Origin of the sequence: Azospirillum sp. (assembly GCF_035627195.1) — a bacterium.
Taxonomy (GTDB): domain Bacteria; phylum Pseudomonadota; class Alphaproteobacteria; order Azospirillales; family Azospirillaceae; genus Azospirillum.
Map to the genome: position 1 here is coordinate 22,073 of NZ_DASPMG010000222.1, position 24,295 is coordinate 46,367.

The window sequence follows — 24,295 nt, forward strand, 5'->3', positions numbered from 1 at the left end:
CAATATACAATTCTCTCTCTGACCCACTCACCGGTAAGTAACGGTGGCCAGAAGACCGGCTATGAGTTCCGTGTTATGGCGATATTACTATTCGAAAGTTCCGAACATCGCGCGGCGCCTAACAAAATGTCCGAGTGTTTCTGTGCGGAAGGCAATGTGTCGTGCCGTTAATTGACAAGGCGTGGCGTGGGCGCGGGAATCATCCGCCGCATGGGCGCCGCACCCAGCGACACGGTCGCCGTCGTGCCGTGGCCCGGCCGGCTGTCCAGGCGGATCGCCCCATGCATGCGCTCCGCCAGCAGCTTGCACAGCAGGAGGCCGAGGCCGCTGCCGGCGTTGCCGTCGGTGTCCGGCAGCGGCACGGGCGGCGTAGCCCGGAACAGCGCGGCGAACTGGGCGGCGGCCATGCCGACGCCGGTGTCGGCGACGCGGATGTCGACCGTCGCGTCGCGCCGCAGCGCGGTCACGGTGATCGTGCCGCCGGGCCGGCTGTAGCGCAGCGCGTTGTCCAGCAACTGGCACAGCAGGTGGCAGAGGGCGGCAGGCTCCCCGGCGACCGGCATGCGGCTCACCGCGTTGACGAGGCGCACGCCCTTGGCCGCCGCCCGCGGCTCGAACCGCTCCAGCACCTCTTCGAGGAGGCCGCCCAGTTCGATGGGCATGAGGTCCGCTGGCGCGTCGCCCTGGCGGGCGTGCAGCCACAGGGCGGCGTTGTCGAGGAGGCGCAGCAGCTGGCCGCCGGCCGTGTCGCACAGGCTGGCGTAATCGCGCAACGCCGGGGGCGTGGGCGACCGGCCGTCGGCGTTGACGTCGGCGATGATCTGGGCGAAGCCGAGAATGACGTTGAGCGGATCCCGCACCTCGCGGCAGAGGTGGGCGAGCACGCCCGTCAGGCTCTCGACCCCATCGGTCGAGGTTTCCTCGGTCAACGTGGCGTAAGGCAGTGCGATCGGCATGGCGGTCTCCTCCCAGGCGTCGGCGAGCGCGGTTGTGTCGGCACGGCACGGCGGGTTCTGGTGCCAGCCATTAAGCATCTATACCGTTTAGACACGTAACTGATAGCGCGCGGCGGATCGCCTGTCAACGCCCGCAAGGCGGACGTTGACGGTCACGGCCTGCGACGTGTGCGCGCAGACGCGGGCGGGAACGGAGGGGGAGGAGGGGGCGGGCGTTCAGCCCGCGCCGGCGCCGTTCAGCAGGTTGGCGACGGTCTTGCGCAGTTCCTCGTTGAGGAACGGCTTGTAGAGCACGGCGTCGGCGCTGAACATCTCGGTCATCTTGAGCGCATAGCCGGCCGGCAGGTTGGGGGCGCCGCCGGACACCGCCAGGATCTTCGTGTCGGGATACACGCGGCGGACCGCCTTGATCACCTCGATGCCGTCGACCTCCGGCATCAGCACGTCGGTGAGCACCAGGTCGAAGGGGCCTTCGCCGAGCCGTTCGATGGCGATGCGGCCGTTCTCCGTCTCGACCACCGTGTGCCCGAGGCCTTCCAGCACGTCGACCATCGCCAGCCGGACCGCCGGGGAGTCCTCAACCACCAACACCTTCGCCATGGACGATTTCCTTATTGTTTTCGTCATTTCGTTCCGTCGCCGCCGGCAGGTCGATGACGACGGTCGTGCCCCGGCCGAGGGCGCTGTCGACCGAAATGACGCCTCCACCGTTGCGGACAATACCATAGACGACCGAAAGCCCAAGCCCGGTGCCGAGGCCGACCGGCTTGGTGGTGAAGAACGGCTCGAACACGCGGTGCCGCGTCGCCTCGTCCATGCCGGCACCAGTGTCGGTGACGGAGAGGCGCACGTACAGGCCCTCGGGGATCTCCAGGCGCGACGCCTCGGGGTCGCGCAGCGTGACCGCCTCGGCGCTCAGCGACAGGATGCCGCCGCCGGGCATGGCGTCGCGCGCGTTCTGGATGAGGTTCAGCAGGACCTGCGACAGCTCCGTGGCGGTGATGGTCACCGCCGGCAGGCCGTCGGCGATGTGCGTCTGCACCATGATGCCGGACGGCAGCCCGGGCAGCGTGAGCTGGATGGCCGAACGCACCGCCTCGCCGATGTCGCCGGGCGGCGAGTCGGCGACCTCCGAGCGGGCGAAGGCCAGCACGTCGCGCAGGATGGTGCGGGCCTTCAGCCCGCTGTCGTGCATCGCCGTCAGGTAGGTGCGCAGCTTGGGATCCTCGCCGACGCGGCCCAGCGCCAGTTCCGACAGGCTGATGACCGGCTGGAGCAGGTTGTTGATCTCGTGCGCCAGACCGCCCACGAGGCTGCCCAGCGCGGCCATGGTGCGCTTCTGGCGCACCGCCTCGCCGGCCCGGCGGCGGTCGGTGATGTCGCTGGCCGTGCCGCGGTAGCCCAGGAAGCGGCCGTCCGGCGCGAAGCGCGGCACGCCGCTGACCGAGATCCAGCGGCCGGTCACGGCCGGCGTCTCCAGCGGAATGATCAGGCGGCGGAACGGCCGGCGCTGGCGCAACTCCTCCGTCAGTTCGGCGAAGTCCTCCGGCGCGCGGCCGGCGTCGAGCAGGTCGGCGTAGGTCTTGCCCAGCAACTCCGCCGCGGGGCGGCCGGTCGATTCCTCGGCGTTCGCCGAGAGCGAGAGGAAGCGGCCGGCCGCGTCCGTCTCCCAGAACCAGTCGTTGGAGCATTCCAGCAGCGCCCGCCAGCGCGCCTCGCTCTCCCGCAGTTCGGCGGTGCGGGTTTCGACCACGGCCTCCAGGCCGCCCAGGTGGTCGCGCAGCGCCTGCTCGCTGCGGCACAGGCGGTAGAACAGCAGGTCGTAGGGATGCTTCAGCGCGGTGACGACCACCGCCTTGTACAGCAGGTAGTACGACAGGATCTTGCAGAAGTGGCCCAGCGCGTTCATCAGCCCGTGCGGGTCGTGGTACAGCGTGAACGCCATCTCCTGCGGGATCACCAGCGCGATGCCGCCGAGCGACAGCGTGAACACGCCGGGCTCCAGGTGGCGCCGCCGCGCGATCAGCGCCAGGCAGCCCAGGGCGACAACGCCGCTCACCACGTACTCGCTGGCGATCTTGAACGCCGTCAGGCCGTAGCCCTCGACATAGGCCGCCGGCATCACGTCGAAGGTCATGGTGGCCAGGACGGTCGCCGAGAACAGCACCGCCTCGATGCCCAGCACCACGGTCGCGGACACCCGCGCGTTGGGCAGCAGCAGCGGCGCCACCAGGAAGGCGCCCGCCTGCACGTAGCGCGCGGCCAGCCACAGCTGCGTGGCAAGGTTGGAGCCGGTCACCGGGAACACGTTCATGCCCCGGAAGGCCAGGGTGTGCAGAAGATCGATCGCCGCGACGGCCGGGAACGACAGCCCGATGAAGGCCAGAAAGGGCGACTGGTTGGTGTGCCGCGTGTTCCAAGCGATCATGAAGGTCGCCGTGGCGACCACGATGCTGAACAGCTCGGCGATCGTGTGGAAGAGAAGATAATTGTAACGCATACCAAAGAACAGCATCGCCATGGTGCCGCCCAGCAGCGCAACTTCCCGCATCCAGGCAATCGGCGCCCGACGTGGCTCGGCTGTGTCTGCTGCGGAAAACTGGACCATGGCCGTCTGCCGGCTTCGGATTATTGGCGCGTCTGCGCTCTTCTTACCAAAGCAAGCACGCACGGAATAGGGCTTTCGGTGAATTTATGCCAAAAGCCATAGACTGTGCCGTTCCGCCTGCTCCGGCGGGTGCGCGGACGCGCGCGGGTGCGCCCGGGAAGGGGCGCGCCCATGGGCGCGTCAGTGCGCGCGTCAATGCGCGCCGGATCCCTTCTTGCCGGGCGCGGCGTCGGCGAACGGCGTGCTGTTCAGCGGATCGCCCCGGCCATGGCCGGCGCGGTCGTGTCCCGTCTCCGTGGCCGCCTGGCGGTAGTAGCCGACGATGAAGACGCGCGCCGCGTTGGCGATCGAAACCGTGCTGGCCGACCGCGAGGCGCGCTTGGTCTGCTGGTCCAGCCGGACCCGGAGGTCCGTGAACAGCTCGTCGATCGCGAGATCCTCGCGCCGGCAGATGTCGTCCAGCGCCTCCCAATAGGAAGGCTCGAGGCGCACCTGCGTCGGCTGGCCGTCGATCGAAACGGTTCGGCTCGTCAAAGGCCCCACCCCCGGCGGATTGGCGCCGTCTTTCTTCGATACCCCATTGCTTCCCATGCTGCAGATACCCCCTGATTGCATGCGGAGGGGTTGCTCACCATGGTAGTATAGCCTGTTCGCACGGGAAAGAGGTGATAAAAGTTTCACTCCCCCGTGTGTTCGGCCATGCGTCCGGATGTATGCCCGGAATCCGCGGGCTCCCCGGCCATGTCGCGCAGCAGGTGCAGGTCGGTCAGGACGATGAAACCCTTGGAATAGGCGATGGCGTTCGACTTCTTGAGCGCCTTCAGGCTGCGGTTGACGATCTCGCGCGTGACGCCCAGCATGTGCGCCAGCCCTTCCTGCGAGATCGGCTGGCCGATGCGAAGGCCGCCCGAGGCCGGCTGCCCGTAGTCGCGCGCGAGCTGCAGCAGCCGCTTGGCCAGCCGGCGGGGCACGTCGAGGAAGACGGCGTCCTCGATGCTCTCGCTGACCCAGCGCAGGCGTTCGCACAGCACGCCCATCATATGGATGGCGAGCCGCGGGTGGCGTTCCAGGAAGGGGATGAAATCGGCGCGGTCGATGCGGAACAGCTCCGACGGGCGCAGCGCCGTGGCGCCGGCCGTCCGCTCGCGCCCGTCGATCAGCGCGATCTCGCCCAGCACGTCGCCGGCGTCGAGGATGTTGAGCAGCATCATCTTGCCGTCGATCGACGACGTGTGGATGCCGATCTGGCCCTTCAGGATGGCGAAGACGCAGTCGCCGGGATCGCCCTTGGCGAACACCGTCGTCTCGGCCGGGTAGCGCACCAGCCGGCCCAACCCCAGCAGTTCGTCCATCTCGCGCCGGTCGAGCCCGCCCAGAAGGCGGTTGCGCCGCAGCACCGAGGCAACGTCCACGACTCCGCCCGTCGCCATATCGCCATCCGCCGTCATCTATCCCGGCGCTCCGTAACGGTTACGGCGCGCGGCGCGAGTATAGCGCATACAGGGATATGAGTGTTGCGCTTCCATCGTGCGGAATGGCGGCGGCGATGCATACCTGCGGGCGGCTTCGGGCGCGGTCAGCTGGGGCGGGCGGCCTCCCGCGCGGCGCGCTCCCACAGGGTGGTGTGCTCGAAATGGAAGCGGACGTCCGGCGCCCCGGCGTCGGCGCCCAGCCAGCGGCGCAACGTGCGCAGCATGAGGCGGGCGTCCTCGCGCTTCTGGTCGACCCGGCCGGTGGGCAGCCAGGCGCGTAGGCGCGCCAGCTCGTCCTCCGGCAGGCCGCTCTCGCCGCCCAGGCGCATCACGCGGCCATAGCCGCGCTCGCGGTAGGGCAGGGCCTTGGCGGTTTCCTCCAGCACGCGGCCGGTGCGCACCGACACGACGCCGTCGGCGACAGCGTCCGCCAGCGTGCGGCGGATGTTGACCATGGCCTCCGACAGCGACAGGTAGCCCAGCTCGGCCGGGCCGTGCGTCACCGCCACCTCGTCGTCGTCCTCCAGCCGGCCGTCGCGGTACGCCTCGAAGATGGCGCCGACGCCGACCATGCCGAAGGGGTGCAGCTCGGCCGCGCGCAACGCACCCATGCTGGACGCGCCGAACACCGCCACGCCCTGCTGGAGCGCGAACAGGATCTCCTTGTGCCACACCGCCGGCACGCTTTCGAAATAGCCGTCGACGATGGCGATGGCCTTTGGCTTTTCCAGGCAGATGCGGGCGACGTCGCCCTGCGCCACGGGGGGCAGGTAGGTGGCGTTCAGGTCGCGGGCCGCGTCCTCGTGCGGCAGGGTGGGGCCGAGGAAGACGTAGACGCTCATGGCTTGGCCTCCAGGGGCTTGCTTTCCAGCTTGCCTTCCACCAGGGCGCGCGCGCGGGCGCCGAGCAGGTAGTCGGGGGAGTCGTCCAGCCCTTCCAGGCCGGGGATGACCACGCGGACGACGGGAATGCCGAATTCCGGCTTGGTCAAGTCGACGGCGACCACCTCCTCGATCCCGACCGCGCGCAGCCGCGCCAGTTGGGTGTCGAGGTCGTCGGCCAGCGTTCGGCCGGAGGCGGTCGGGCACAGCGCGAAGTCGCGCCCGCCCCGGCCGGCGCGGATGCGCGCCTTCCAGCGGGCGTGCAGCGCCGGATCCTGATGCTTCTGGTATTCGCTGCGGGGCATGTCGTCGCGCGCCCCGGAGATGAAGGTCAGCCGGCTCTGCGCCGCTTCGGTCAGCGCGCGGCTCAGCGCCACTTCCCGCGCCACGTGGCAGCCGGAGCCCATGGCCGGGCGGATGCTGTGCTGCGGCGCGTCCTCGCGCGGGACGATGCGGCACAGGAAGACGGGCAGGCCGACGTCGCTGGTCAGCTCCCACACGCCGACGTCGACGCCGGCCTTGTCGTACAGCTCCAGCATGCCGCGGCAGACGGGGTCGGTGACGGTGCCGAGGTCGAGGCGGGTGGCCTCCTGCGCCTCCTCGTCCAGCAGGTGCCAGAGCGTGATGGCGTCGCGCTCGACCAGTTCGGTGACGGCGTGGCCGACGGCCTCCAGCCGGTGGTTGCCGGACGCCAGCCCGTTGGAGCCGGCCGTGAAGCAGCCGTGGCCGGGGGGCAGCGGCAGCGTGAAGTTCAGGTGCACCATCTCGAAGGGCACCCAGGCGGCCTCGCCGCTCATCAGGTCGCGCCCCTCGATCCACATCAGCGGCGTGTGGGGGGTGAAGCGGCTGGTGGCGAGCCGCGGCAGGCGCTCGACGTTCACCACGCGGTGCGACCAGCGCAGTTCCTCGTAGCTGGCGTACTTGACCGGCAGGGTGATGCGTTCGGCGTGGTAGGATTCGATGGATTCCATGACGCCCGACGCCTTGGCGGCGGCCAGCGTCACGCCCTTGCCCTGGGACACCGACACCGAACGGGAGTTCGGCCGCGTCACCATGACCACCGGGATGCCGAGGGTGTCCAGCCCGGTGACGTTCGCCACCCGCGTGATGCCCATGACCGGCAGGAACGGGGTGACGCGCTTCAGCGTCTCCTCCGGCGCCACGGTGCGGTGGGTTCCGGCGGTGTGCGCCTTGGGCGCTTCGGGGGTGGAGCGGGCGGAAATCTCGTCGAACGGCATCGCGGCTTACTCGATGTGGAGTTCTGACTCGCTGTGGAGTTCGGGGCCGTGGACCGCAGCGGTCCGGCACTGGGCCGGCCGCCGCGGTCCGCGGACACGGGAACGGTTACGGCGATCAGAGGCCCGGCGAGACCGCGTTGCGGGCCGCTTCGTGATCGGCAGCGTCAAAGGCGATGCGGTCGCCGGCCCGCAGAGCAGCGCGGGCGGCGGCGGTGCCCGCTTCAGCGACCGGGCTCACGCCGGCGGCGGTGATGGCGTACAGGCGGCCGTCGGCGCCGCGAACCAGCGAGTCTCTCGAGATCATGTTCATGTTCGTTTCCGTCCATGGGGGGTTTCGATGGCCACACGGTCCCAGGCGAGGGGGTGTTCGGGCTGTGAAGTTCTTCACAGTCCGAACCGGGGTCGCAGGCATAGAAATCCGGCGACGCGCTCGCCAGCAGCGCCGAGATGGAGACGCCGCCAATGCAACTCGAAAACAAGATCCGCTCCGAAAGCCCGAAGGCCAGCCCGGTGGCGTCCCTGATTACGTGGCCGATGGTCGTGTCGCGTACCGTGCCGCTGGCCGGCCGACAGGCGCGCCTGCGGCTGGAGACGTCGGTGTGGGAGGGCTTGGACGAGGTGTCGCGCCGCGAAGGACGGGCAGTGGCCGATCTGTGCTCGGAACTGGATGCGTCGCGCGCTGACGGGACGCCGCTGGCGACCGCCATCCGCACGTACGTGCTGGGCTATTTCCGTGAGGCCGTCAGCCGCTGACCGGCTTCTGGTGACGGTGCGGGCTCAGCGGTTGCCAAGGGCCAGGACGTTTTGCGCCGGCATTCCGGCGAGGGCACGGGCGCACCGCTCCGCGAGCAGCCGCATCGACAGGCGCTGGGCGATGGCCTTCGCTTCCCTGAACGCGCGGGCCGCGTCGGTGCCGCCTGGACGCGCGACTGCCAGGGCTTCGGCATAGGCCACGGCGGCCCGTGCCTGATAGCCCATGCGTCCGGCGTCGCGAGCGAGCCGCAGAGCTCGGCCGGCCTCGGCTATGGCGGCATCGGTGCGGCCGACATGGAGCAGGGCTTCGGCATTCCACAGAATGACCTGCTGCGACCAGAGCTTGGCCGGGTCGTGCTGATAAAAGCGCACGGCCTGCTCCAGTAGTTCCAATCCCCGGTCTCGGCTACCCGACATGACATGGGCATAGCCGAGGGCGCCCATGATGAACGGCTGATGCAGATAGGAGCGGGTCAGCTCCGACAGAGACAGCGCGTTTTCAAGGCTGGGAAGGCTGCGCGCGGGATCGCCGAGCAGGATGAGCGTCCATCCCATGTGCCCGTGCGCGTACACCTTCGAGAAGGTGTGGCCGCTCTCCTCGGCGATGTCCACGCCTTCCGCCCCCGCGCGGAGCGCGGCCTCGACTTCCCCCAATTCGGCGAAGCAGCGGGTGCGCTGGCCGTTGGCGACGACCAGGCCGACCGCGGCCATCCCATGAAGATCGAGGGAGCGGCCGGGAGCCAAAAGCCTGCGTGCCTCCTCGACGGACGCGCACCCCTCCCGGAACAACCCTTTCTCGGCCAGAATGCCGCCGAGGCGGATCAGGAGCGGCACCCGCACCGCCAGACTTGCGCTGCTTCCAATCGCGTCCAGCCCCTGGCGGCTCAGCCGCACAGCCTTTTCGATATCCCCGTGTGACCATTCGAAGGCTGCGTGCAGCGATGCGGCGCGCGCGAAGCGCAGCGGGTCGCCGGCCTGCGTTGCCAGTTCGCGGGCGTGGGTGAGGCGATCGTCGACGCCGGTCACGCCGCGCGGCAGCAGCGCGGTGGACAATGCGATGGACAGGTCGATGCGCCGCAGCACGTTGCGGCGCGTCGGCATCAGGCGCTCCAGCGCCGCCAAGGCATTTGTGTAGTGCTGGCTGGCGTCCACCAGCCGCGACCGCGCCTCCGCCCGCTGGCCGGCCTGCCGGCCATAGACATAGGCGAAGGTCCAGTCCTCGGCCTTGAAGGCGTGGTGTGCCAGCAGGTCGATGCGGCCGGGCAGGTCGTGGTCGCGCCGGTGGCGCAGCGCCGCGACGATGCGGGCGTGCAGGGTGCGGCGCTCGGCGCGGACGATGGTGCCGTACGCCACCTCCTGGATCAGCGCGTGGCGGAAGCTGTACTCCAGGTTCGGCAGCAGGCGGGTGCGGGTGATCAGGCCCGCCTCCTCGAGGTCGGCGAGGCGTTCGGCCAGCGCCGCGTCGGCCACCGGGGCCAGCGCGCGCAGCAGCCCCGCATCGAAGGTTGGCCCGACCACGGCGGCACTCAGCAGCGTGCGCCGCGCGTCCACGCCCAGCGCGTCGATGCGGGCGGCCAGCAGCCCGTGCACGGAGGCCGGCAGGTCGACCGTGCGCGCCGCCGCCCCCGGCCGGTAGTCGCCCGGCGTGCCGACGATGGCGCCGCCGGTTTCCAGCGCGCGCAGCGATTCCTCCAGGTACAGCGGCACGCCCTGGCTCCTGGCCATGACGTGCGCCTTCAGGTCGTTCAGCGCCGGGTGGCGGCCCAGCCAGCGGTCGAGGAATTCCCGCGTCTTGTCCGACGGCAGCGCGTCGAGCGTCAGGCGCAGCGCGTCGTCGTGCCCCTCCGCCGTCCAGCCCGTGCCGGTCTGCGGCCGGGACGTGGCGAGCAGCAGAACCCGCGCCGGTCCCAGCAGCGGGGCGAGCGTGTCCAGCAGGCGCACCATCAGCGGGCTTGCCCAGTGCACGTCCTCGACCAGCAGGACCAGCGGTTCCCCGCTGGCCAGCTCGACCACCGCGGCGGCCAGCCCCTCGATGGCGAAGGGCAGGCGTTCGGCCGGCTGCAGGCCGCGCCACACCGGGTCGTCCACCGGCAGTTCCAGCAACTCGCGCACGGCCGCCCGGGCGAGGCTGCCGCCCGCGCGCTCCGCCGCGTTCGCCGCGGCGTCCGGGCCGCCGGCCACCGCCGCCAGCGTGGCCGCCACCTTTTCCAAGTCCTCCGGTTCGCCCAGGCGGCGGATCGGCGCCTGCGGCCAGTGCACCAGCCGGTGGCGGCAGCCGCGCAGCAGCTCGGCCACGAGGCGCGATTTGCCGATGCCCGCCTCGCCGCTCAGCACCACCATGGTGCCCACGCCGTCCTCGGCGGATTCCAGCGCGGCGCGCAACGCCTCCAGCTCGCGGCGGCGGCCGACGAAGGGGCCGGCCTTGGCCGACACCACGTCGGCGGCCGTGCGCCGTGCGGCGCGCACGCCGACCAGCTGGAAGACCGGGAACGGCGGCATGTCGGGCGCGAGCTGGAGGAGGTCCGCCGGCTCGACGGTCAGGCCGACCGGGATCAGCTCGGCCGTCTCGCGGCCGATGAGGATGCTGTTGGGGGCCGCGCGCTGCTGCAGCTTGGCGGCCAGATGCACGCTCTCGCCCACCGTGCGGTAGTCGGTCCACAGGCCGTTCTCGATGACGTGGGCGACCACCTCGCCGGTGGCGACGCCGATGCGCACCTGGAAGCCCGCGCCGGCGCGGGCGGTGTTGGCGATGTCCTGCGCCGTCAGGCAGGCGCGCAGCGCGTGGTCCTCCAGCGCCGAGGGGGCGCCGAACACGGCCAGCACGCCGTCGCCCAGCATCTGCGCGATGGTGCCGCCATAGCGGCCGATGGCGCCGGTCAGCAGGTCGAGGATGGACAGCAGCGCCTGGTCGGCGTCCTCCGGGTCGCGTCCGGTGACCAGGGCGGAGGAATTGACGATGTCGGCGAACAGGACGGTGACCAGCTTGCGCTCGGCCGTGGTCGCGCGGATGCCGGGAGAGCCGTCGAAGGGGGGCGGGTCCGAGGCCCCGTGCGCGCGTGCCGAAGCGGCGGTTCCCAAGGGGGAACCACTGCTGGATGCGCGTAACGGTACCTGGCCTGCCTCCGTCATCCACGCCCCCGCCGACCCGTCGCGAACATATTACCGCATGCAGTTCCCCCTGGGTAGCGAGGGATGGCTACGATTCGTCGAAATTTCAGTCGAATTGTGACACGCGACATATCATAGTATGATATACGGCGCGCAAGGCAAGCCCCTTGCGCGCCGCTCACAAGAATATTTCGCGGTGGGTATGCGGAAGTGACCGGGGCGGCTTGGCGCCGCCCCGGCCGACCGGACTTAGCGCCGGACGGCGATCCCTTCGACCTGGCTGACGTCGCGCACGGCACCCCGGTCGGCGCTGGTGGTGAGCGCGGCGTAGGCGCGCAGGGCCGGCGACACCACGCGCTGGCGGTTGGCCGGCTTCCAGGCGTTGGCACCCCTGGCGTTCATCGCCTCGCGGCGGCGCGCCAGCTCCTCCTCCGGCACGGCGAGGTTGATGGTGCGGTTGGGGATGTCGATCTCGATGCGGTCGTTCTCCTCGACCAGCCCGATGGTGCCGCCCTCCGCGGCCTCCGGCGAGGCGTGGCCGATGGACAGGCCGGACGTGCCACCCGAGAAGCGGCCGTCGGTGACCAGCGCGCACGCCTTGCCCAGGCCCTTCGACTTCAGGTAGCTGGTCGGGTACAGCATCTCCTGCATGCCGGGGCCGCCGCGCGGGCCTTCGTAGCGGATGACCACCACGTCGCCGGCCTTGACCTTGTCGCCCAGGATGGCCTCCACGGCCGCGTCCTGGCTCTCGAACACGCGGGCCGGGCCGGAGAACTTGAGGATCGAGGCGTCGACGCCGGCCGTCTTCACGATGCAGCCGCGCTCGGCGATGTTGCCGAACAGCACGGCTAAGCCGCCGTCCTTGGAGAAGGCGTTGTCGACCGCGCGGATGACGCCCTTCTCGCGGTCCAGGTCCAGTTCCGGCCAGCGCTTGTCCTGGCTGAACGGCACCACGGTGGGCACGCCGCCGGGTGCCGCCTTGAACAGGGTGTGCGTGCCGGCGTCGGCGGTGCGCTTGACGTCCCAACGCTCCAGCGCGTCGGCCAGCGTCTTGGCGTGCACGGTGGGGACGTCGCGGTTCAGCAGGCCGGCGCGGTCAAGCTCGCCCAGGATGCCGAAGATGCCGCCGGCGCGGTGCACGTCCTCGATGTGCACGTCGGAGACGGCGGGCGCCACCTTGCACACGTTGGGCACGCGGCGCGACAGCCGGTCGATGTCGGCCATGGTGAAGGGGACCTGCCCCTCCTGCGCGGCGGCCAGCAGGTGCAGCACCGTGTTGGTGGAGCCGCCCATGGCGATGTCCAGCGTCATGGCGTTCTCGAACGCCTCGAAGGTGGCGATGCCGCGCGGCAGCGCGGTGGGATCCTCGTCCTGGTACCAGCGCTTGCACAGCTCCACCGCCACGCGGCCGGCGGCCAGGAACAGCTCCTGGCGGTCGGCGTGGGTGGCCAGGATGGTGCCGTTGCCCGGCAGCGACAGGCCCAGCGCCTCGGTCAGGCAGTTCATGGAGTTGGCGGTGAACATGCCCGAGCACGACCCGCAGGTCGGGCAGGAGCCGCGCTCCATCTCCGCCGCCTCCTCGTCGGACACGGTCGGGTCGGCGGCGGCGATCATGGCGTCGATCAGGTCGACCGCCTTGGTCTTGCCGCGCCAGTTCACCTTGCCGGCCTCCATCGGGCCGCCGGACACGAAGACGGCCGGGATGTTGAGGCGCATCGCGGCCATCAGCATGCCCGGAGTGATCTTGTCGCAGTTGGAGATGCACACCAGCGCGTCGGCGCAGTGGGCGTTCACCATGTACTCCACCGCGTCGGCGATCAGCTCGCGCGAGGGCAGGCTGTACAGCATGCCGTCGTGGCCCATGGCGATGCCGTCGTCGACGGCGATGGTGTTGAACTCCTTGGCGACGCCGCCGGCCTTCTCGATCTCGCGCGCCACCATCTGGCCCAGGTCCTTCAGGTGGACGTGGCCGGGGACGAACTGCGTGAAGGAGTTGGCGACGGCGATGATCGGCTTGCCGAAGTCGCCGTCCTTCATGCCCGTGGCGCGCCAAAGGCCGCGCGCGCCCGCCATGTTGCGGCCGTGCGTGGAAGTGCGGGAACGGTAGTGCGGCATGGGTCCACCTCGGAAAGCTGATCGCGCCTGAAGGTCAAAAGGGGCGCAAGGTTAGCAATCCGAACGATCCGCCGCCAGCAATTCCGTGTCCGCCGTCCTGCGATGACGGAGGATGGCCGATCCGCTTGCGCCGCATGGCGCGCGTAGAGGTGCGCCGCATGGCGCACATGACAGTCCCTGCGGCGGCGGACAGGCCGCCGCCGTGTACGGACATCGGCCCCGGACGGGCGCCGTCAGCGCCGGGCGCGCGTTCCGCGTCCGCGCGGGGCCTCTCCGGCGCCCTCCGCGACCACCGACAGGTCCTCGGCCGCCGCGCGGGTGCTGGCCTTGCGCGGCGCCGGGGTGCGCTTGGCGGCCGTGGCGGCCGGGCTGGCCGACTTGGTGGAGGTCTTGCCGGGATCGCCGGCGGGCACCGGCTGCGCCGCCGCACCCTTGGTGCGCCCGCCCTTGGCGGCGGCCTTCGGCGCCTCGGCGGCGGCGGCCGGCGCCGTCACGGCGGCCTTGGCGGCCGACGGCTTGGCCGCCGGCGCCTTGCTCTCCGCGGTCTTGGCCTTGGTGCCGCCGGCGGCCTTCGCCTTGCCGGCCGGCTTGGCCTTGCCGCCGCCCTGCTCGGCGCGGATCTCGGCTTCGGCCTGCGCCCAATGTTCGTCGTGCCTGCCTTCGGGCCGCCCGTCCTGTTCCCACAACTCGTGGGCGCGGCGGCGGATGCGTTCCTGGATACCCTCGTCCATCCCTCGATCCTCCCTGATCACCCCAGCCATCACCACAGCCATTCGGCGACCCACCGCTGATGGGCACACAGGCCCGGTAGATCGGGAAACAGCTTGCCGGTTTCAACGCCCAAGCGGTTGAGGTGTTTCAGGATATCCAACCGCGCGGCACCGGGAACGAGGATGCGCGTCACCTCCAGGCCCAATTTTTCCGCCATTTCGGGGAAGCTCGTCTCGGAGAGTTGCTCCTCGAAGCTGAAGAGCCCCTCTTGGGAGGCAATCCGGGAGGATAGGGTGGGCGGGCTGAACAGGTGCACGCGGTTGTCGCCGCCGGCGGGGCTCTCCCCATCGGCGATGCGCCCGTGCCCGCGCGGCTTCATGGCCGGCAGCAGGTCCAGCGGCAGCATGTGGCGGTGGCTGTCGAGCGTGTCGCTGATTACCCACATGAAGACGTAGGCGTCCGACCACTGCTCCGGCCGCTGGTAGCGGCCGCGGTTGTTGGCGGCGAAGTACAGCGCGATCAGCGGGTTGCGCGTCCAGTCCAGCAGCCGGGTGGGCAGTTCGTGGTGCTGCGCCACGGCCAGCCAGTTGAGGTGGCAGCCCGGCGCGCTCTCCAGGAACGGCAGCGACTGGCGCTTGAAGGACTCGATCAGCCGCTCCTCGTATTCCCACAGCGGCGGTCCCTCGCCGCCGTTGCGTGCGGTATCGGCGCGGATCGCCCGGTTGCGCTGCCAGGAGCGCACGACGGTCGGCTTCATGTCCTCGACCGGGTCCTTCGCCCCCCGGTAGCTGACCGTGCGGTCGGAGGCGCCCGAGATGAAGTCGATGTAGTCGATGAGGGACTCGATCCGGACGTCGCGCATGGTCCCCTTTCAAGAGAAAGGACGGGGGACACGGATGAAGAAGTTGAATTTTTATCCGTGTCCATCCGTGCAAAATCCGTGTGCATCCGTGTCTCAAAACCCGTCTTGCCGACAAACAGCCCTTCGGAAGCCGGAGTTTCGGCGCCCTCTTCAGCGCATGGCCGCGGCCGTCAGGCGGGTGGCGTCGGCCGGGTCCAGCGCCACGCGCACGTGCGCCACGCCGTCCTCGTCGTCGCGGTGCAGGACCTGCCCGTGCTCGTATAGCCAGGCCAGTGTCCGCCCGTCCGCCAGGTCGACGTCCAGCTCCACCACGCGGCGCCCGCCGTCCAGCCGCTGGTCGAGCAGGGCGAGCAACTCCTCCATCCCCAGCCCGGTCCGGGCCGACACGGCGACGGCGCGGCCGTCCGCCAGGGCGGCGCGCATCATCAGCGCGGCGCGCCGGGTCGCATCCAGCCGGTCCACCTTGTTCAGCACCTCGACCACGCGCTCGTCGCGTTCGGCGTCGATGCCCAGTTCGGCCAGCACGGCGGCGACGTCGGCGGCCTGCGCCTCGCTGTCGGGGTGGGAGGCGTCGCGCACGTGCAGGATCAGGTCGGCCGCCTGCACCTCCTCCAGCGTGGCGCGGAAGGCGGCGACCAGCTGGTGCGGCAGCTCGGAGACGAAGCCCACCGTGTCGGACAGCACCATACGTTTTCCGGACGGCAGCTCCACCCGGCGCACCGTGGGGTCCAGCGTGGCGAACAGCCGGTCGGCGGCCGGTACGTCGGCGCCGGACAGGCGGTTGAACAGCGTCGACTTGCCGGCGTTGGTGTAGCCGACCAGCGCCACCTGCGGCGTGTCGCGCCGCTGGCGGGCCGCGCGGTGCAGGGCGCGGGTGCGCCGCACCTCCTCCAGTTCGCGCTTCAGGCGGGTGATGCGTTCGGAGATCAGGCGGCGGTCGATTTCCAGCTGCGTCTCGCCGGGGCCGCCCAGGAAGCCGAAGCCGCCGCGCTGGCGCTCCAGGTGGGTCCACGACCGCACGAGGCGGGAGCGCTGGTAGGTCAGCGCCGCCAGTTCGACCTGCAGCTGACCCTCGCGCGTGTGGGCGCGGGCGCCGAAGATCTCCAGGATCAGCGCGGTGCGGTCGATCACCTTGGCGATCAGCGCGCGTTCCAGGTTGCGCTGCTGGATGGGGGTGAGCGCGTGGTCGACGACGACGAGGTCGATGTCGAACGCCTCGACGATTCCGCCCAGCCGCTCCACCGTGCCGCGGCCGAACAGGGTGGCGGGGTCCGGGCGGTTGACGCGCACCACCTCGGCGTGGGGCACCTCCAGTTGGATGGCCTTGGCCAGGCCGACCGCCTCCTCCAGTCGGGCCTCAGGGGGCCGGGCCTCGGGTGTTCGGCCGGCGGCGTCGTTCGGCAGCACCGGTCCGACCACGAGGGTCCGGACCCTGCTCTCCTGCACCGCATCCGCTCCGCCGTCCCGATCGTCGGTACCCATTCGCGCGCCATCCTTTTCCGCAAGCGCAAGCCGTGCGGGTCCAACAGGCGCGTGGGGAGGGGGTTCCTTCAACCGGATTGGTGTGGGCGGATGGGGGTGGCGTTACGGCCATTGCGGATGGGGCAGGGCGCGGAACGCCTCGCGCAGCGCCGTCGACCAGCCCTCGCTGATCTGCTTGAAGCAGGCGTCGTCCTCGCCGATGCGGCGGCGCTGCTCGGTCCGCAGGGCGTCGCGGCGGTAGACCAGCAGGTCGAGCGGCAGGCCGACGCTGAGGTTCGAGCGCACGGTGCTGTCCATGGAGATCAGCACCAGCTTCACCCCGTCCTCGATGCTGGTCTCGTAGGTCAGCGCGCGGTCGAGGATCGGCTTGCCGTACTTGTGATCGCCGATCTGGAAGAAGGCGGTGTCGGGCGTCGCCTCGATGAAGTTGCCGGCGGAATAGACCTGGAACAGGCGCATCTGCCGCTCGCGGATCTGGCCGCCGACCAGGATGGAGACGTCGAAGTCCACCCGCTGTTCGCGCAAGGGGCCGCCGTCGCGCTTCCACACGTGGCGGATGGCGACGCCGACGAGCTGGGCCGCCTGGAACAGGCTGGGCACCGTCAGGATCGTGTGGTGTTCGCCGTCCAGTTCCACGCCCTGCTGGAGCAGGGTGATGACGGACTGGCTGATCGCCAGGTTGCCAGCGGTCATCAGCGTGACCATCCGTTCGCCCGGCACCTCGAACACGTGCATCTTGCTGAATGTGGAAATGTGGTCGACACCGGCGTTGGTGCGGGTGTCGGACAGCATCACCAGCCCGTCCTTCAGGTACAAGCCCACGCAATAGGTCATGGCCGCCGCCCACCCTCCCTGCGCTTTCGATGCAGTGAAACTGGGATGCGTGCCGCGCGCGCCAAGCGCCCGCCGTCGGTGGTACCCGCAGGAGGGGAGGCGGCTCCCCTCCTGCGCCGCCGGGACTAGCGGTTCTGGTTGCCCTTGTCGCCCTGGCCGCCCTGTCCACCCTGGCCCTGGCCGATGTTCTGGCCCTGCTGCCCCTGGCGGCCGGGGTTCTGGGCGGTCTGCTGACCCTGCCGGTCGCGATCCTGATCGTTCAGGTTCTGCCCCTGCTGGCCCTGCTGCTTGCGGTTCTGGTCCGTCTGCTGCGCCTGCTGGTTGCGGTCCTGCTTGTTCTGGTCGCCCATCTGGTTCTGATTCTGGTCGCGATTCATCTTGGGTCCTCCGGATTTCCGTCGTTCTGCCCCACGGGGCAAATCGTCAACAGGGCAGGGACGAAGATGTCACGCGGCCATTTCATATGCCCAAATGCTGGGCAGAAGACGGCGTGCCGCTTTTTTAGCGCCCGATAGAGCATTGCGTGCGTTTTATTTGGGCAGACCGCGCGCGTCGTCGATGGCGGCCAGCACGCCGGGCACGTCCATCCGGGCGAAATCCGGCCGATGGTGGACCAGCGTGCGCCGGCCGCTGGCGTGGATCGGGTTGGAGGCGTCGGAGAACAGCGCCACCGTCGGCCCGCCCATGGCGGCGATCAGGTGCGTGGGGCCCGTGTCGTTGCCCACCGCCGCCCAGGCCCGGCGCGCCAGTCCGGCGATCTCCGCGAGTTTGGTGCGGTCGGTGAGGTCGAGCGCCTGCGGGCAGGCGGCGGCGATGGCGGCGGCCAGACCCTTCTCGATGGCCGTGCCCAGCACCACCGGGCGCACGCCGCGCGCCACCAGCGCCTGCGCCAGCTCGGCGTAGCGCTCCACCGGCCAGCGCTTGTCCGGCCGCCCCGGCGAGGAGCCGGGCACCAGCAACGCGTACGGCCCTTCCAGGGCGAAGCGGGAGGTGTCAGCGTCCAGCCACGACAGGTCGGGATGTGCGTCCAGCTCGATGCCGAAGGGGCGCAACTGGCGGGTGTAGCGCTCCAGCACCGGCACCTTGCGCCGACCCGGATAGCGGTCGGGATGGGAGCAGCCGCGCGCCGTGCCCGACCATTCCGGCCAGGGGCCGGGGAACAGCAGCCAGAAATAATACTCGGTCCGCGACTGGGCCTGCAGGTCGTAGACGCGGGCGAAACGCCCGGCGCGCAGTTGCCTGCGAACGGCGAGGTAGGATGAGAGGGAGCGGTCGCGCGGATCCTCCCACACTTCGTCGAACAGGCCGCTGAGGCGGGCCAGGGGGGCCAGCTGCGGGATGGTCAGCAGGACGATGCGCTCACCCGCGTGGTGCCGGCGGATGGCCTGGAAGGCGGTCTGCGCCAGGAAGAAGTCGCCCAGCGCGCCCAGCTTGATGACCAGGATGCCGCCTGTAGCCATCACGCTCTCCCGCGCCGCGGCGCCCGCGCCGCCAGCCGCAGCATCAGGCCCGACGCCAGGATGCCCGCCATCCACCACGCCTGCCAGATGCCGTAGGCGGTGCTGACCATCACCAGGGCGGCGGCGAACAGGGCCAGCGCGTAGGGCTGCTCGTCCGCCGGCAGGCGGCGGGTGCCGCCCAGCGCCAGCAGCGCCAGCGCCAGCGCCAGCATCGCCCCGACCGCCCCGGTCTCCAGCCAGACCTGGAGGTAGGCGTTGTGCGGGTGCAGCGGCAGCAGCGTGGCGTCGTCGACCGAGAAGCGGCGGAATTCGCCGGCGATCTTCAGCGCGCGGGAGGAATCGATGCCCTGGCCCAGCATCGGCGCCTCCAGCGCCCGGCCGGCCGCCAGCGACCACAGCTCCACCCGGTGCCGGGCCGAGGTGAACAGCCACGACGCGTCCGCCAGCCCCAGCACGCGCTCAAGGAACAGCGCGATCGGCAGCGCCCCGGTGAAGGCCACCACCAGCAGCACCGCCAGCACGCGGCTGACCCACCGGGCCGAGGCGTGCGCCAATCCGTACACCACCAGCCCCACCGCGACCCCCACCATGGCCGAACGGCTGGACTGCAGCAGGCAGCTGGCGGCGTAGAGGGCGGGCAGGGCCAGCGCCGCCGTGCGCAGCCCGGCGCGGTGCAGCGCCAGCGCCGCCGGCCATACCAGCAGCGCGAACAGCACCGCCGTGCGCTTTGGCACGTTGCTGTCGTCCACGGCGTAGGCGGCCTTGCCGTTGACCAGCTGGTGCAGGGGGTGGCCCAGCGCGTCCTCGATCGTGAAGGCGGCGATGCCCAGCACCAACCCGCCGACGAACAGCCGCGCCAGCCGGCCGGCCTCCTCCTCGGACAGGGTGGCGATCCAGGAGCCGGCGAGCAGCGCGCCGAGCGCGACGTAGCCGATCTCCAGCGTGGTGGCGAGCGCGCGCCCGGACGGGCTCCACGCCACGCTCGCCAGCGCCAGCACCACGAAGCCGCCGCCCGCCGCCAGCGCGAAGCGGCCCGGCCGCAGCGTGGCGAGTCGGCCGCTGCGGGCCAGCGCCGCGGCGGCGATCAGCGTGGTGACGATCAGCCACACCGGCATGCCGCGCGGCGCGGTGCCGACGAGCGGACCCAGCAGGGCGGCGGAAACCCCGGCGAGCGTGGCCAGGAGGGTGGCCGGGAGCGTGGCGTTGACGGACGGCGATCCGTCGCGGCGCGTCATCGGGAAGACCATCGGGTTCCGGTTTGGAGGCGGGTTCCGGTCTGGAGGTTCCGGCGTGCGGGGTGCGGGCGGCTGCCGTCCTATCAGCAAGGGCGGGGGAATTCAACCGCAGGGGAGGTGGGTCCGGATGGACGCCCGGCCCGCCGTCCGGCGCCCGGACACCTTTCCCGTCAACTTTCCCCTCAACGCCGGGCCGTTCCGGTGTACAAGACCGGCCGGTTCGCCCGTTGGGATCAGGCATGCTCTTCCACTCGCAGGTGTTCGTGCTCGGCTTCCTGCCGGCCGTGCTGGCGCTGTTCTACGCCGTGGGCCGGCGCGAGGCGGCGCGCGAGTGGGTGATGGTGGCGGCCTCCGTCGTCTTCTACGGCTGGTGGGACGTGCGCTTCGTGCCGCTGCTGCTGGGCCAGACGCTGGCGACCTGGGCGCTGGCGCACGTGTGGCGCCGGTGGCGGGTGGACTGGATCGTCACGGCCGGCGTGGCGGCCAACCTCGCCCTGCTCGCCTACTTCAAGTACTGGGGCTTCTTCCTGGATTCGGCGCAGGCGTTGCTGGGTGTCGATCTGCCGCACAGCGACGTGCTGCTGCCCATCGGCATCAGCTTCTTCACGTTCGAGCTGATCTCCTACCTGATCGACCTGCGGCGCGGGCACGTGCCGGCCTATCCGCTGCGCGGCTTCTGCCTGTTCGTCTTCTTCTTCCCGCACCTGATCGCCGGCCCCATCGTGCGCCACAACGAGCTGATCCCGCAGCTGGCCGACGACCCGTTGCGGCCGGGCTTCGCGGAACGCTTCGGCAAGGGGCTGACGCTGTTCATCATCGGCTTCGCCAAGAAGGTGCTGTTGGCCGACCCGCTGGCCCGCATGGCCGACCCGGTGTTCGCCGCCGCGGCCGGCACGGCGCCCAGCGTGGGCGAGGCGTGGACCGGCGCCCTGGCCTTCTCCTTCCAGCTGTTCTTCGACTTCTCCGCCTACACGGAGATGGCGCTGGGCATCGCGCTGCTGTTCGGCATCCGCCTGCCGGTGAACTTCGACGCGCCGTACCGGGCGGCGTCGGTGCGCGACTTCTGGCGCCGCTGGCACATGACGCTGTCGCGCTACATCCGCGATTACCTCTACATCCCGCTGGGCGGCAACCGGCACGGCTTCGCGCGCTACGTCCTGGCCACGCTGGGGGCGATGGGGCTGTGCGGGCTGTGGCACGGGGCGGCGTGGACCTTCGTGGTGTGGGGGCTGATGCACGGCGCGGGGCTGATCGTCTGCCAGGCGTGGCAGGGGCTGAAGCGGCCGCTGCCGTGGCCGGCGGCGTGGCTGCTGACCATGCTGTTCGTGGTCGCCGGCTGGGTGCTGTTCCGCGCGCCGGACTTCGCGGTCGCCGGAAGCATGCTGGCGGCCATGGCCGGGTTCGGCGCGTCGGGCCTGGGAACGGGGCTGGAGCGGCCCCTGCTGCTGGCGGCGTCGGCGGCGGTGGCGCTGATCGGCCCGACCAGCCTGGAGTTCATCGACCACAAGCTGCCACCCCGGCGCATCGTGGCGGCCGGATTCGCGGCGGTGGCGGTGGTCTGCATCCTGGAGGTCGGCAAGGGGCAGCCCCTCAACTTCATCTACTTCCAGTTCTGAGGCGGGGACGGCGATGCGGCATTCCCCCTGGACCGGGTATGTGAAGACCGCCGTGGGCACGGTGCTGGGCCTCGTGGCGGCGCTGTATCTGTTCGTGCTGCTGGTCGATCCCTATGGCGACGTGCCGTTCTCGCTGCCGATCGAGCGGCCGATGATGGACGACAACCAGCGCTTCCTGTACCCCGGCCTCGTGCGCAGCGGGCGGTTCGACAGCGCGGTGTTCGGCACCTCCACGTCGCGCCTGCTGCAGCCCGCGCACCTGAACGGCCTGTTCGGCGGGCGCTTCGCCAACCTTGCCATGAACAGCGCCACCGCGTGGGAGCAGACGCAGCTGGCCGATCTGTTCCTGCGCACCGTCGCCGCTCCGCGCACCGTGGTGTTCGGCCTGGACCGCGTTTGGTGCGAGGCCAACGCCGACGTGGAGCGCCTGACCTTCCGCCCGTTCCCGCCGTGGATGTACGATGACGACCCGTGGAACGACCTGGCTTACCTGCTGAACGGCAAAACGCTGGAGATCGCCGGCCGCCTCGTCGAATACCACCTGGGCCGCCGCCGGCCGCGGCTGGGCGCCGACGGCTACGAAGTGTTCGTGCCCCCCGACTCCGAATGGGACCGCGCCAAGGTGGAGCGGAAGATCTACGACGGCCCGCGCCGCACCGTGGAGCCGCAGGTCCCGCCGGTCGTGGTGGGGGAGGCGGAGCGGAACGCGTTGCGCTTCCCGGCGCTGGACTGGCTGGCCGCCCTGGTGCGGCGCCTGCCGGACGAATCGACGCCCATCCTCGCCTTCATGCCCGTGCACGTGATCTCCCAGCCGCGCCCCGGCAGCGTCGAGGCGGCGCGCGAGCAGGCGTGCAAGGACCGTGTCGCCGCGCTGGGGCGGGAACTGGGGGCCTGGGTCGTGGACTTCCGCGTGCCGTCGCGCGTCACCAGGGACGACGCCAACTACTGGGACAATTTGCACTACCGCGTCGCCATCGCCGACTGGATCGAGCGGTCGATGGCCGACGCACTGCGCCACCGCGCCGACGCGCCGGATGGAACGTGGCGCCTGCTGGCCGCACCTCCGGCCGGGTCCCCGCGCGGCAATTCGCGGCTGGTCAGCCTCTCCGACTAAGGTATAGTCCCGGTACCGACAGGAGACGGGCATGCAGCATCCGAATGATGGCCCGATCGGGGGCCGCGCAGGGGTTTCCCGCCGCTGGGTCCTCCAGGGGCTGGGCGGCGTGGCGCTGGCCGCCACGGCACCCGGAGCCTTGGCCCAGACGGCGGCGCCGCTCACCGTCGGCTTCCTCTATCCGGGCTTGCGCGCCGACTTCGGCATCAACCAGGCGCACGCCGACGCTGCCCGCGCCGTCGCCACGCTGCCCGGCATCACGGTCGTGGAGGCCGAGGGCACGGCGGCCGAGCTGCCGTCTCGCGTGGAGGAGATGGTGCTGGGCCGCGGCTGCCGCGTTCTCTTCATCACCGATCCCGGCGACTGGGCGACGACGCTGCTGGCCCAGGCCGACGCCCACCGCGACGCCGTGTTCCTGCTGCGCGGCGGTTCGCTCGCCGACCTGCGCCTGCCCGACAACGTCGGCGTCTACGACGCCCACATCGACGAGGGGCAGCACGTCTCCGGCATCGTCGCCGGCTATGCCTCGCGCACGCACCGCATCGGCTTCGTTGCGGCCGGCGCCTCGCCGCGCATCGTGCGCTGCGTGAACGCCTTCACGCTGGGCGTGCGGCGCGCCGACGCCGGGGCCACGGTCCGCCTGCTGCGCCTGGGCGAGGGGGCGACGGCGGAGGCCGTGGCCAAGGCCGGGCGCGAGCTGGTCGCCGACGGGGTGGACGTGCTGGCCGGCCACCTCGAATCGGTGCGCCCGCTGTGCGAGGTGGCGGAGGCCGCCGGCATCCTGTGCTGCGGCCTGCACACCGACCTGTCGGCCATCGCCCCGCACGGCTTCCTCACCGGGGCCGAGTGGCACTGGACGAACTTCTACGCCGACGTCGTTACCCGCATCCAGCAGGGCCGCCCCTGGCCGCGCCTGACGCGCGGCGGCTTCGGAAGCGGGCTGGTGCGCAACACCAAGTACGGCGCGCCGACCGGAGTGGATGCGCGGGCGCATGCGGATGCCGCGCGCATGCAGCTGGCAAACGGCAACGCCGCGGTGTTCCGCGGCCCGATCACCGACAACACCGGCCGCACCGTGCTGGGCAAGGGCCAGTCCCTGCGCAGCGATGACCCGGCGCTGGACCGCATCGTCTGGCTGGCCGATGGCGTGTCGGTGGCGGGGTTCTAACCCTCGTCCCTCCACCCGCACGCGGCCAGCGCTTCCGCCATGTGTGGCGGCGGCGGGGCGACGGCGCGCACCGGCGGGTGATCCTTGTCCAGGCGGAAGGCGACCATGCGCGCCAGCAGGTGCAGGGTGCCGGGCGGGATGCGCTGCGGTCCGTAATAGGGCTCCCCCTTCAGCGGGCAGCCGATGGCGGCGCAGTGCACGCGAAGCTGGTGCGTGCGCCCGGTGCGCGGCCGCAGCTCCAGCCACGCCAGCCCGGCGCCGTTCGTGCCCAGAACGCGGTAGTCGGTGACGGCGCTCTGGCCGTCCGGGTGGGGCAGGATGTTCCAGGAGCCGGGGACCTGGACCTTCAGGAGCGGCAGGTCGATGGTGCCTTGCGGCTCCGCCGGCACGCCCTCGCTGACCGCCCAGTACACCTTCTCCACGTGCCCTTGCGCGAACAGCTTGCCCAGGCGCGTGGAGGCCGCCGGCGTGCGGCCCAGCACGAGGCAGCCCGCCGTGTCGCGATCCAGCCGGTGGGCCAGCCGCGGCGCCTCCGCCACGTCGAAGGCGAGGGCGTCCATGTACTGGCCCAGGTGGTGCTCGATCTTGTGCGCGGCGTGCACGGCGAGCCCGGCGGGCTTGTTCAGCACCAGCACGTCGGCGTCCATGTGCAGGACGAGGGCGCGGATCTGGTCGGGGGTAT

The 24,295-nt window shown here is 70.9% G+C and carries 22 protein-coding genes; 4 read left to right on the forward strand and 18 right to left on the reverse strand.

Translation table 11 applies throughout. From position 1 onward, the window contains the following. Window positions 1-167: 167 nt before the first annotated feature. From VED21_RS20300 to VED21_RS20335, 8 genes are all read right to left on the reverse strand, one after another. Window positions 168-956 carry a HAMP domain-containing sensor histidine kinase gene (locus VED21_RS20300; protein ID WP_324885402.1) on the reverse strand — a complete coding sequence of 263 codons (789 nt, stop codon included), beginning with the start codon at window positions 954-956 and terminating at the stop codon, window positions 168-170. Between the two features lie 216 nt (window positions 957-1,172). Further along, entirely contained in the window at window positions 1,173-1,556 is a 384-nt protein-coding gene (locus VED21_RS20305) for a response regulator (RefSeq protein WP_324885403.1), read from the reverse strand. After that, window positions 1,534-3,507, reverse strand: a complete 1,974-nt coding sequence (locus VED21_RS20310) for an MASE3 domain-containing protein (RefSeq protein ID WP_324885404.1) — start codon at window positions 3,505-3,507, stop codon at window positions 1,534-1,536. The genes VED21_RS20305 and VED21_RS20310 overlap by 23 nt, the downstream gene beginning before the upstream one ends. A gap of 249 nt (window positions 3,508-3,756) precedes the next feature. After that, a complete protein-coding gene (locus tag VED21_RS20315) occupies window positions 3,757-4,107 on the reverse strand; it encodes a ribbon-helix-helix domain-containing protein (RefSeq protein WP_324885429.1) in 351 nt (116 codons plus the stop codon). A gap of 134 nt (window positions 4,108-4,241) precedes the next feature. Further along, window positions 4,242-4,994, reverse strand: coding sequence for a Crp/Fnr family transcriptional regulator (locus VED21_RS20320; protein WP_324885405.1), 753 nt, complete (start codon window positions 4,992-4,994; stop codon window positions 4,242-4,244). 146 nt (window positions 4,995-5,140) lie between these two features. Beyond that, entirely contained in the window at window positions 5,141-5,878 is a 738-nt protein-coding gene (locus tag VED21_RS20325; RefSeq protein WP_324885406.1) for a TfuA-like protein, read from the reverse strand. Then, window positions 5,875-7,155 carry a YcaO-like family protein gene (locus tag VED21_RS20330; RefSeq protein WP_324885407.1) on the reverse strand — a complete coding sequence of 427 codons (1,281 nt, stop codon included), beginning with the start codon at window positions 7,153-7,155 and terminating at the stop codon, window positions 5,875-5,877. The genes VED21_RS20325 and VED21_RS20330 overlap by 4 nt, the downstream gene beginning before the upstream one ends. A gap of 115 nt (window positions 7,156-7,270) precedes the next feature. Next, window positions 7,271-7,465, reverse strand: coding sequence for a hypothetical protein (locus VED21_RS20335; RefSeq protein WP_324885408.1), 195 nt, complete (start codon window positions 7,463-7,465; stop codon window positions 7,271-7,273). Between the two features lie 152 nt (window positions 7,466-7,617). Here VED21_RS20335 and VED21_RS20340 point away from each other — a divergent pair, with 152 nt between their 5' ends. Continuing rightward, a complete protein-coding gene (locus VED21_RS20340; RefSeq protein ID WP_324885409.1) occupies window positions 7,618-7,908 on the forward strand; it encodes a ribbon-helix-helix domain-containing protein in 291 nt (96 codons plus the stop codon). Between the two features lie 24 nt (window positions 7,909-7,932). Here VED21_RS20340 and VED21_RS20345 read toward each other — a convergent pair whose 3' ends face one another. From VED21_RS20345 to VED21_RS20385, 9 genes are all read right to left on the reverse strand, one after another. Continuing rightward, window positions 7,933-10,986, reverse strand: a complete 3,054-nt coding sequence (locus tag VED21_RS20345) for an ATP-binding protein (RefSeq protein WP_324885410.1) — start codon at window positions 10,984-10,986, stop codon at window positions 7,933-7,935. A gap of 279 nt (window positions 10,987-11,265) precedes the next feature. Continuing rightward, on the reverse strand, window positions 11,266-13,131 hold the full coding sequence (gene ilvD / locus VED21_RS20350) for a dihydroxy-acid dehydratase (RefSeq protein ID WP_324885411.1): 1,866 nt from the start codon (window positions 13,129-13,131) through the stop codon (window positions 11,266-11,268). A gap of 233 nt (window positions 13,132-13,364) precedes the next feature. Beyond that, window positions 13,365-13,862 (reverse strand): DUF2934 domain-containing protein, encoded by a 498-nt coding sequence (locus VED21_RS20355; protein ID WP_324885412.1) that lies wholly within the window; start codon window positions 13,860-13,862, stop codon window positions 13,365-13,367. Window positions 13,863-13,891: 29 nt separating this feature from the next. Continuing rightward, window positions 13,892-14,704, reverse strand: a complete 813-nt coding sequence (locus VED21_RS20360) for an FRG domain-containing protein (RefSeq protein ID WP_324885413.1) — start codon at window positions 14,702-14,704, stop codon at window positions 13,892-13,894. Window positions 14,705-14,854: 150 nt separating this feature from the next. Continuing rightward, window positions 14,855-16,186 (reverse strand): GTPase HflX, encoded by a 1,332-nt coding sequence (hflX, locus tag VED21_RS20365; RefSeq protein WP_324885414.1) that lies wholly within the window; start codon window positions 16,184-16,186, stop codon window positions 14,855-14,857. 102 nt (window positions 16,187-16,288) lie between these two features. Continuing rightward, window positions 16,289-17,020 (reverse strand): proteasome-type protease, encoded by a 732-nt coding sequence (locus tag VED21_RS20370; protein WP_324885415.1) that lies wholly within the window; start codon window positions 17,018-17,020, stop codon window positions 16,289-16,291. A 125-nt stretch (window positions 17,021-17,145) separates the two neighbouring features. After that, complete coding sequence (locus VED21_RS20375) at window positions 17,146-17,397, reverse strand: hypothetical protein (RefSeq protein ID WP_324885416.1); 252 nt, start codon at window positions 17,395-17,397, stop codon at window positions 17,146-17,148. 153 nt (window positions 17,398-17,550) lie between these two features. Continuing rightward, window positions 17,551-18,480, reverse strand: coding sequence for a glycosyltransferase family 9 protein (locus VED21_RS20380; protein ID WP_324885417.1), 930 nt, complete (start codon window positions 18,478-18,480; stop codon window positions 17,551-17,553). Further along, window positions 18,480-19,715 carry an O-antigen ligase family protein gene (locus VED21_RS20385; RefSeq protein WP_324885418.1) on the reverse strand — a complete coding sequence of 412 codons (1,236 nt, stop codon included), beginning with the start codon at window positions 19,713-19,715 and terminating at the stop codon, window positions 18,480-18,482. The genes VED21_RS20380 and VED21_RS20385 overlap by 1 nt, the downstream gene beginning before the upstream one ends. Window positions 19,716-19,954: 239 nt before the next feature. Here VED21_RS20385 and VED21_RS20390 point away from each other — a divergent pair, with 239 nt between their 5' ends. Genes VED21_RS20390 through VED21_RS20400 form a run of 3 tightly spaced genes read left to right on the forward strand, consistent with a single transcriptional unit; the run spans window position 19,955 to window position 23,613 of the window. Next, entirely contained in the window at window positions 19,955-21,331 is a 1,377-nt protein-coding gene (locus VED21_RS20390; RefSeq protein WP_324885420.1) for an MBOAT family protein, read from the forward strand. Window positions 21,332-21,371: 40 nt separating this feature from the next. Further along, window positions 21,372-22,445, forward strand: a complete 1,074-nt coding sequence (locus VED21_RS20395; protein ID WP_324885423.1) for a hypothetical protein — start codon at window positions 21,372-21,374, stop codon at window positions 22,443-22,445. A gap of 31 nt (window positions 22,446-22,476) precedes the next feature. After that, window positions 22,477-23,613: a BMP family ABC transporter substrate-binding protein gene (locus tag VED21_RS20400; RefSeq protein WP_324885425.1), complete on the forward strand. Its 1,137-nt coding sequence runs from the start codon at window positions 22,477-22,479 to the stop codon at window positions 23,611-23,613. Here VED21_RS20400 and VED21_RS20405 read toward each other — a convergent pair. Beyond that, on the reverse strand, window positions 23,610-24,295 hold a 686-nt coding region (locus VED21_RS20405; RefSeq protein WP_324885428.1), incomplete at its 5' end, for an RluA family pseudouridine synthase. The two genes, VED21_RS20400 and VED21_RS20405, sit on opposite strands and share 4 nt — an antisense overlap.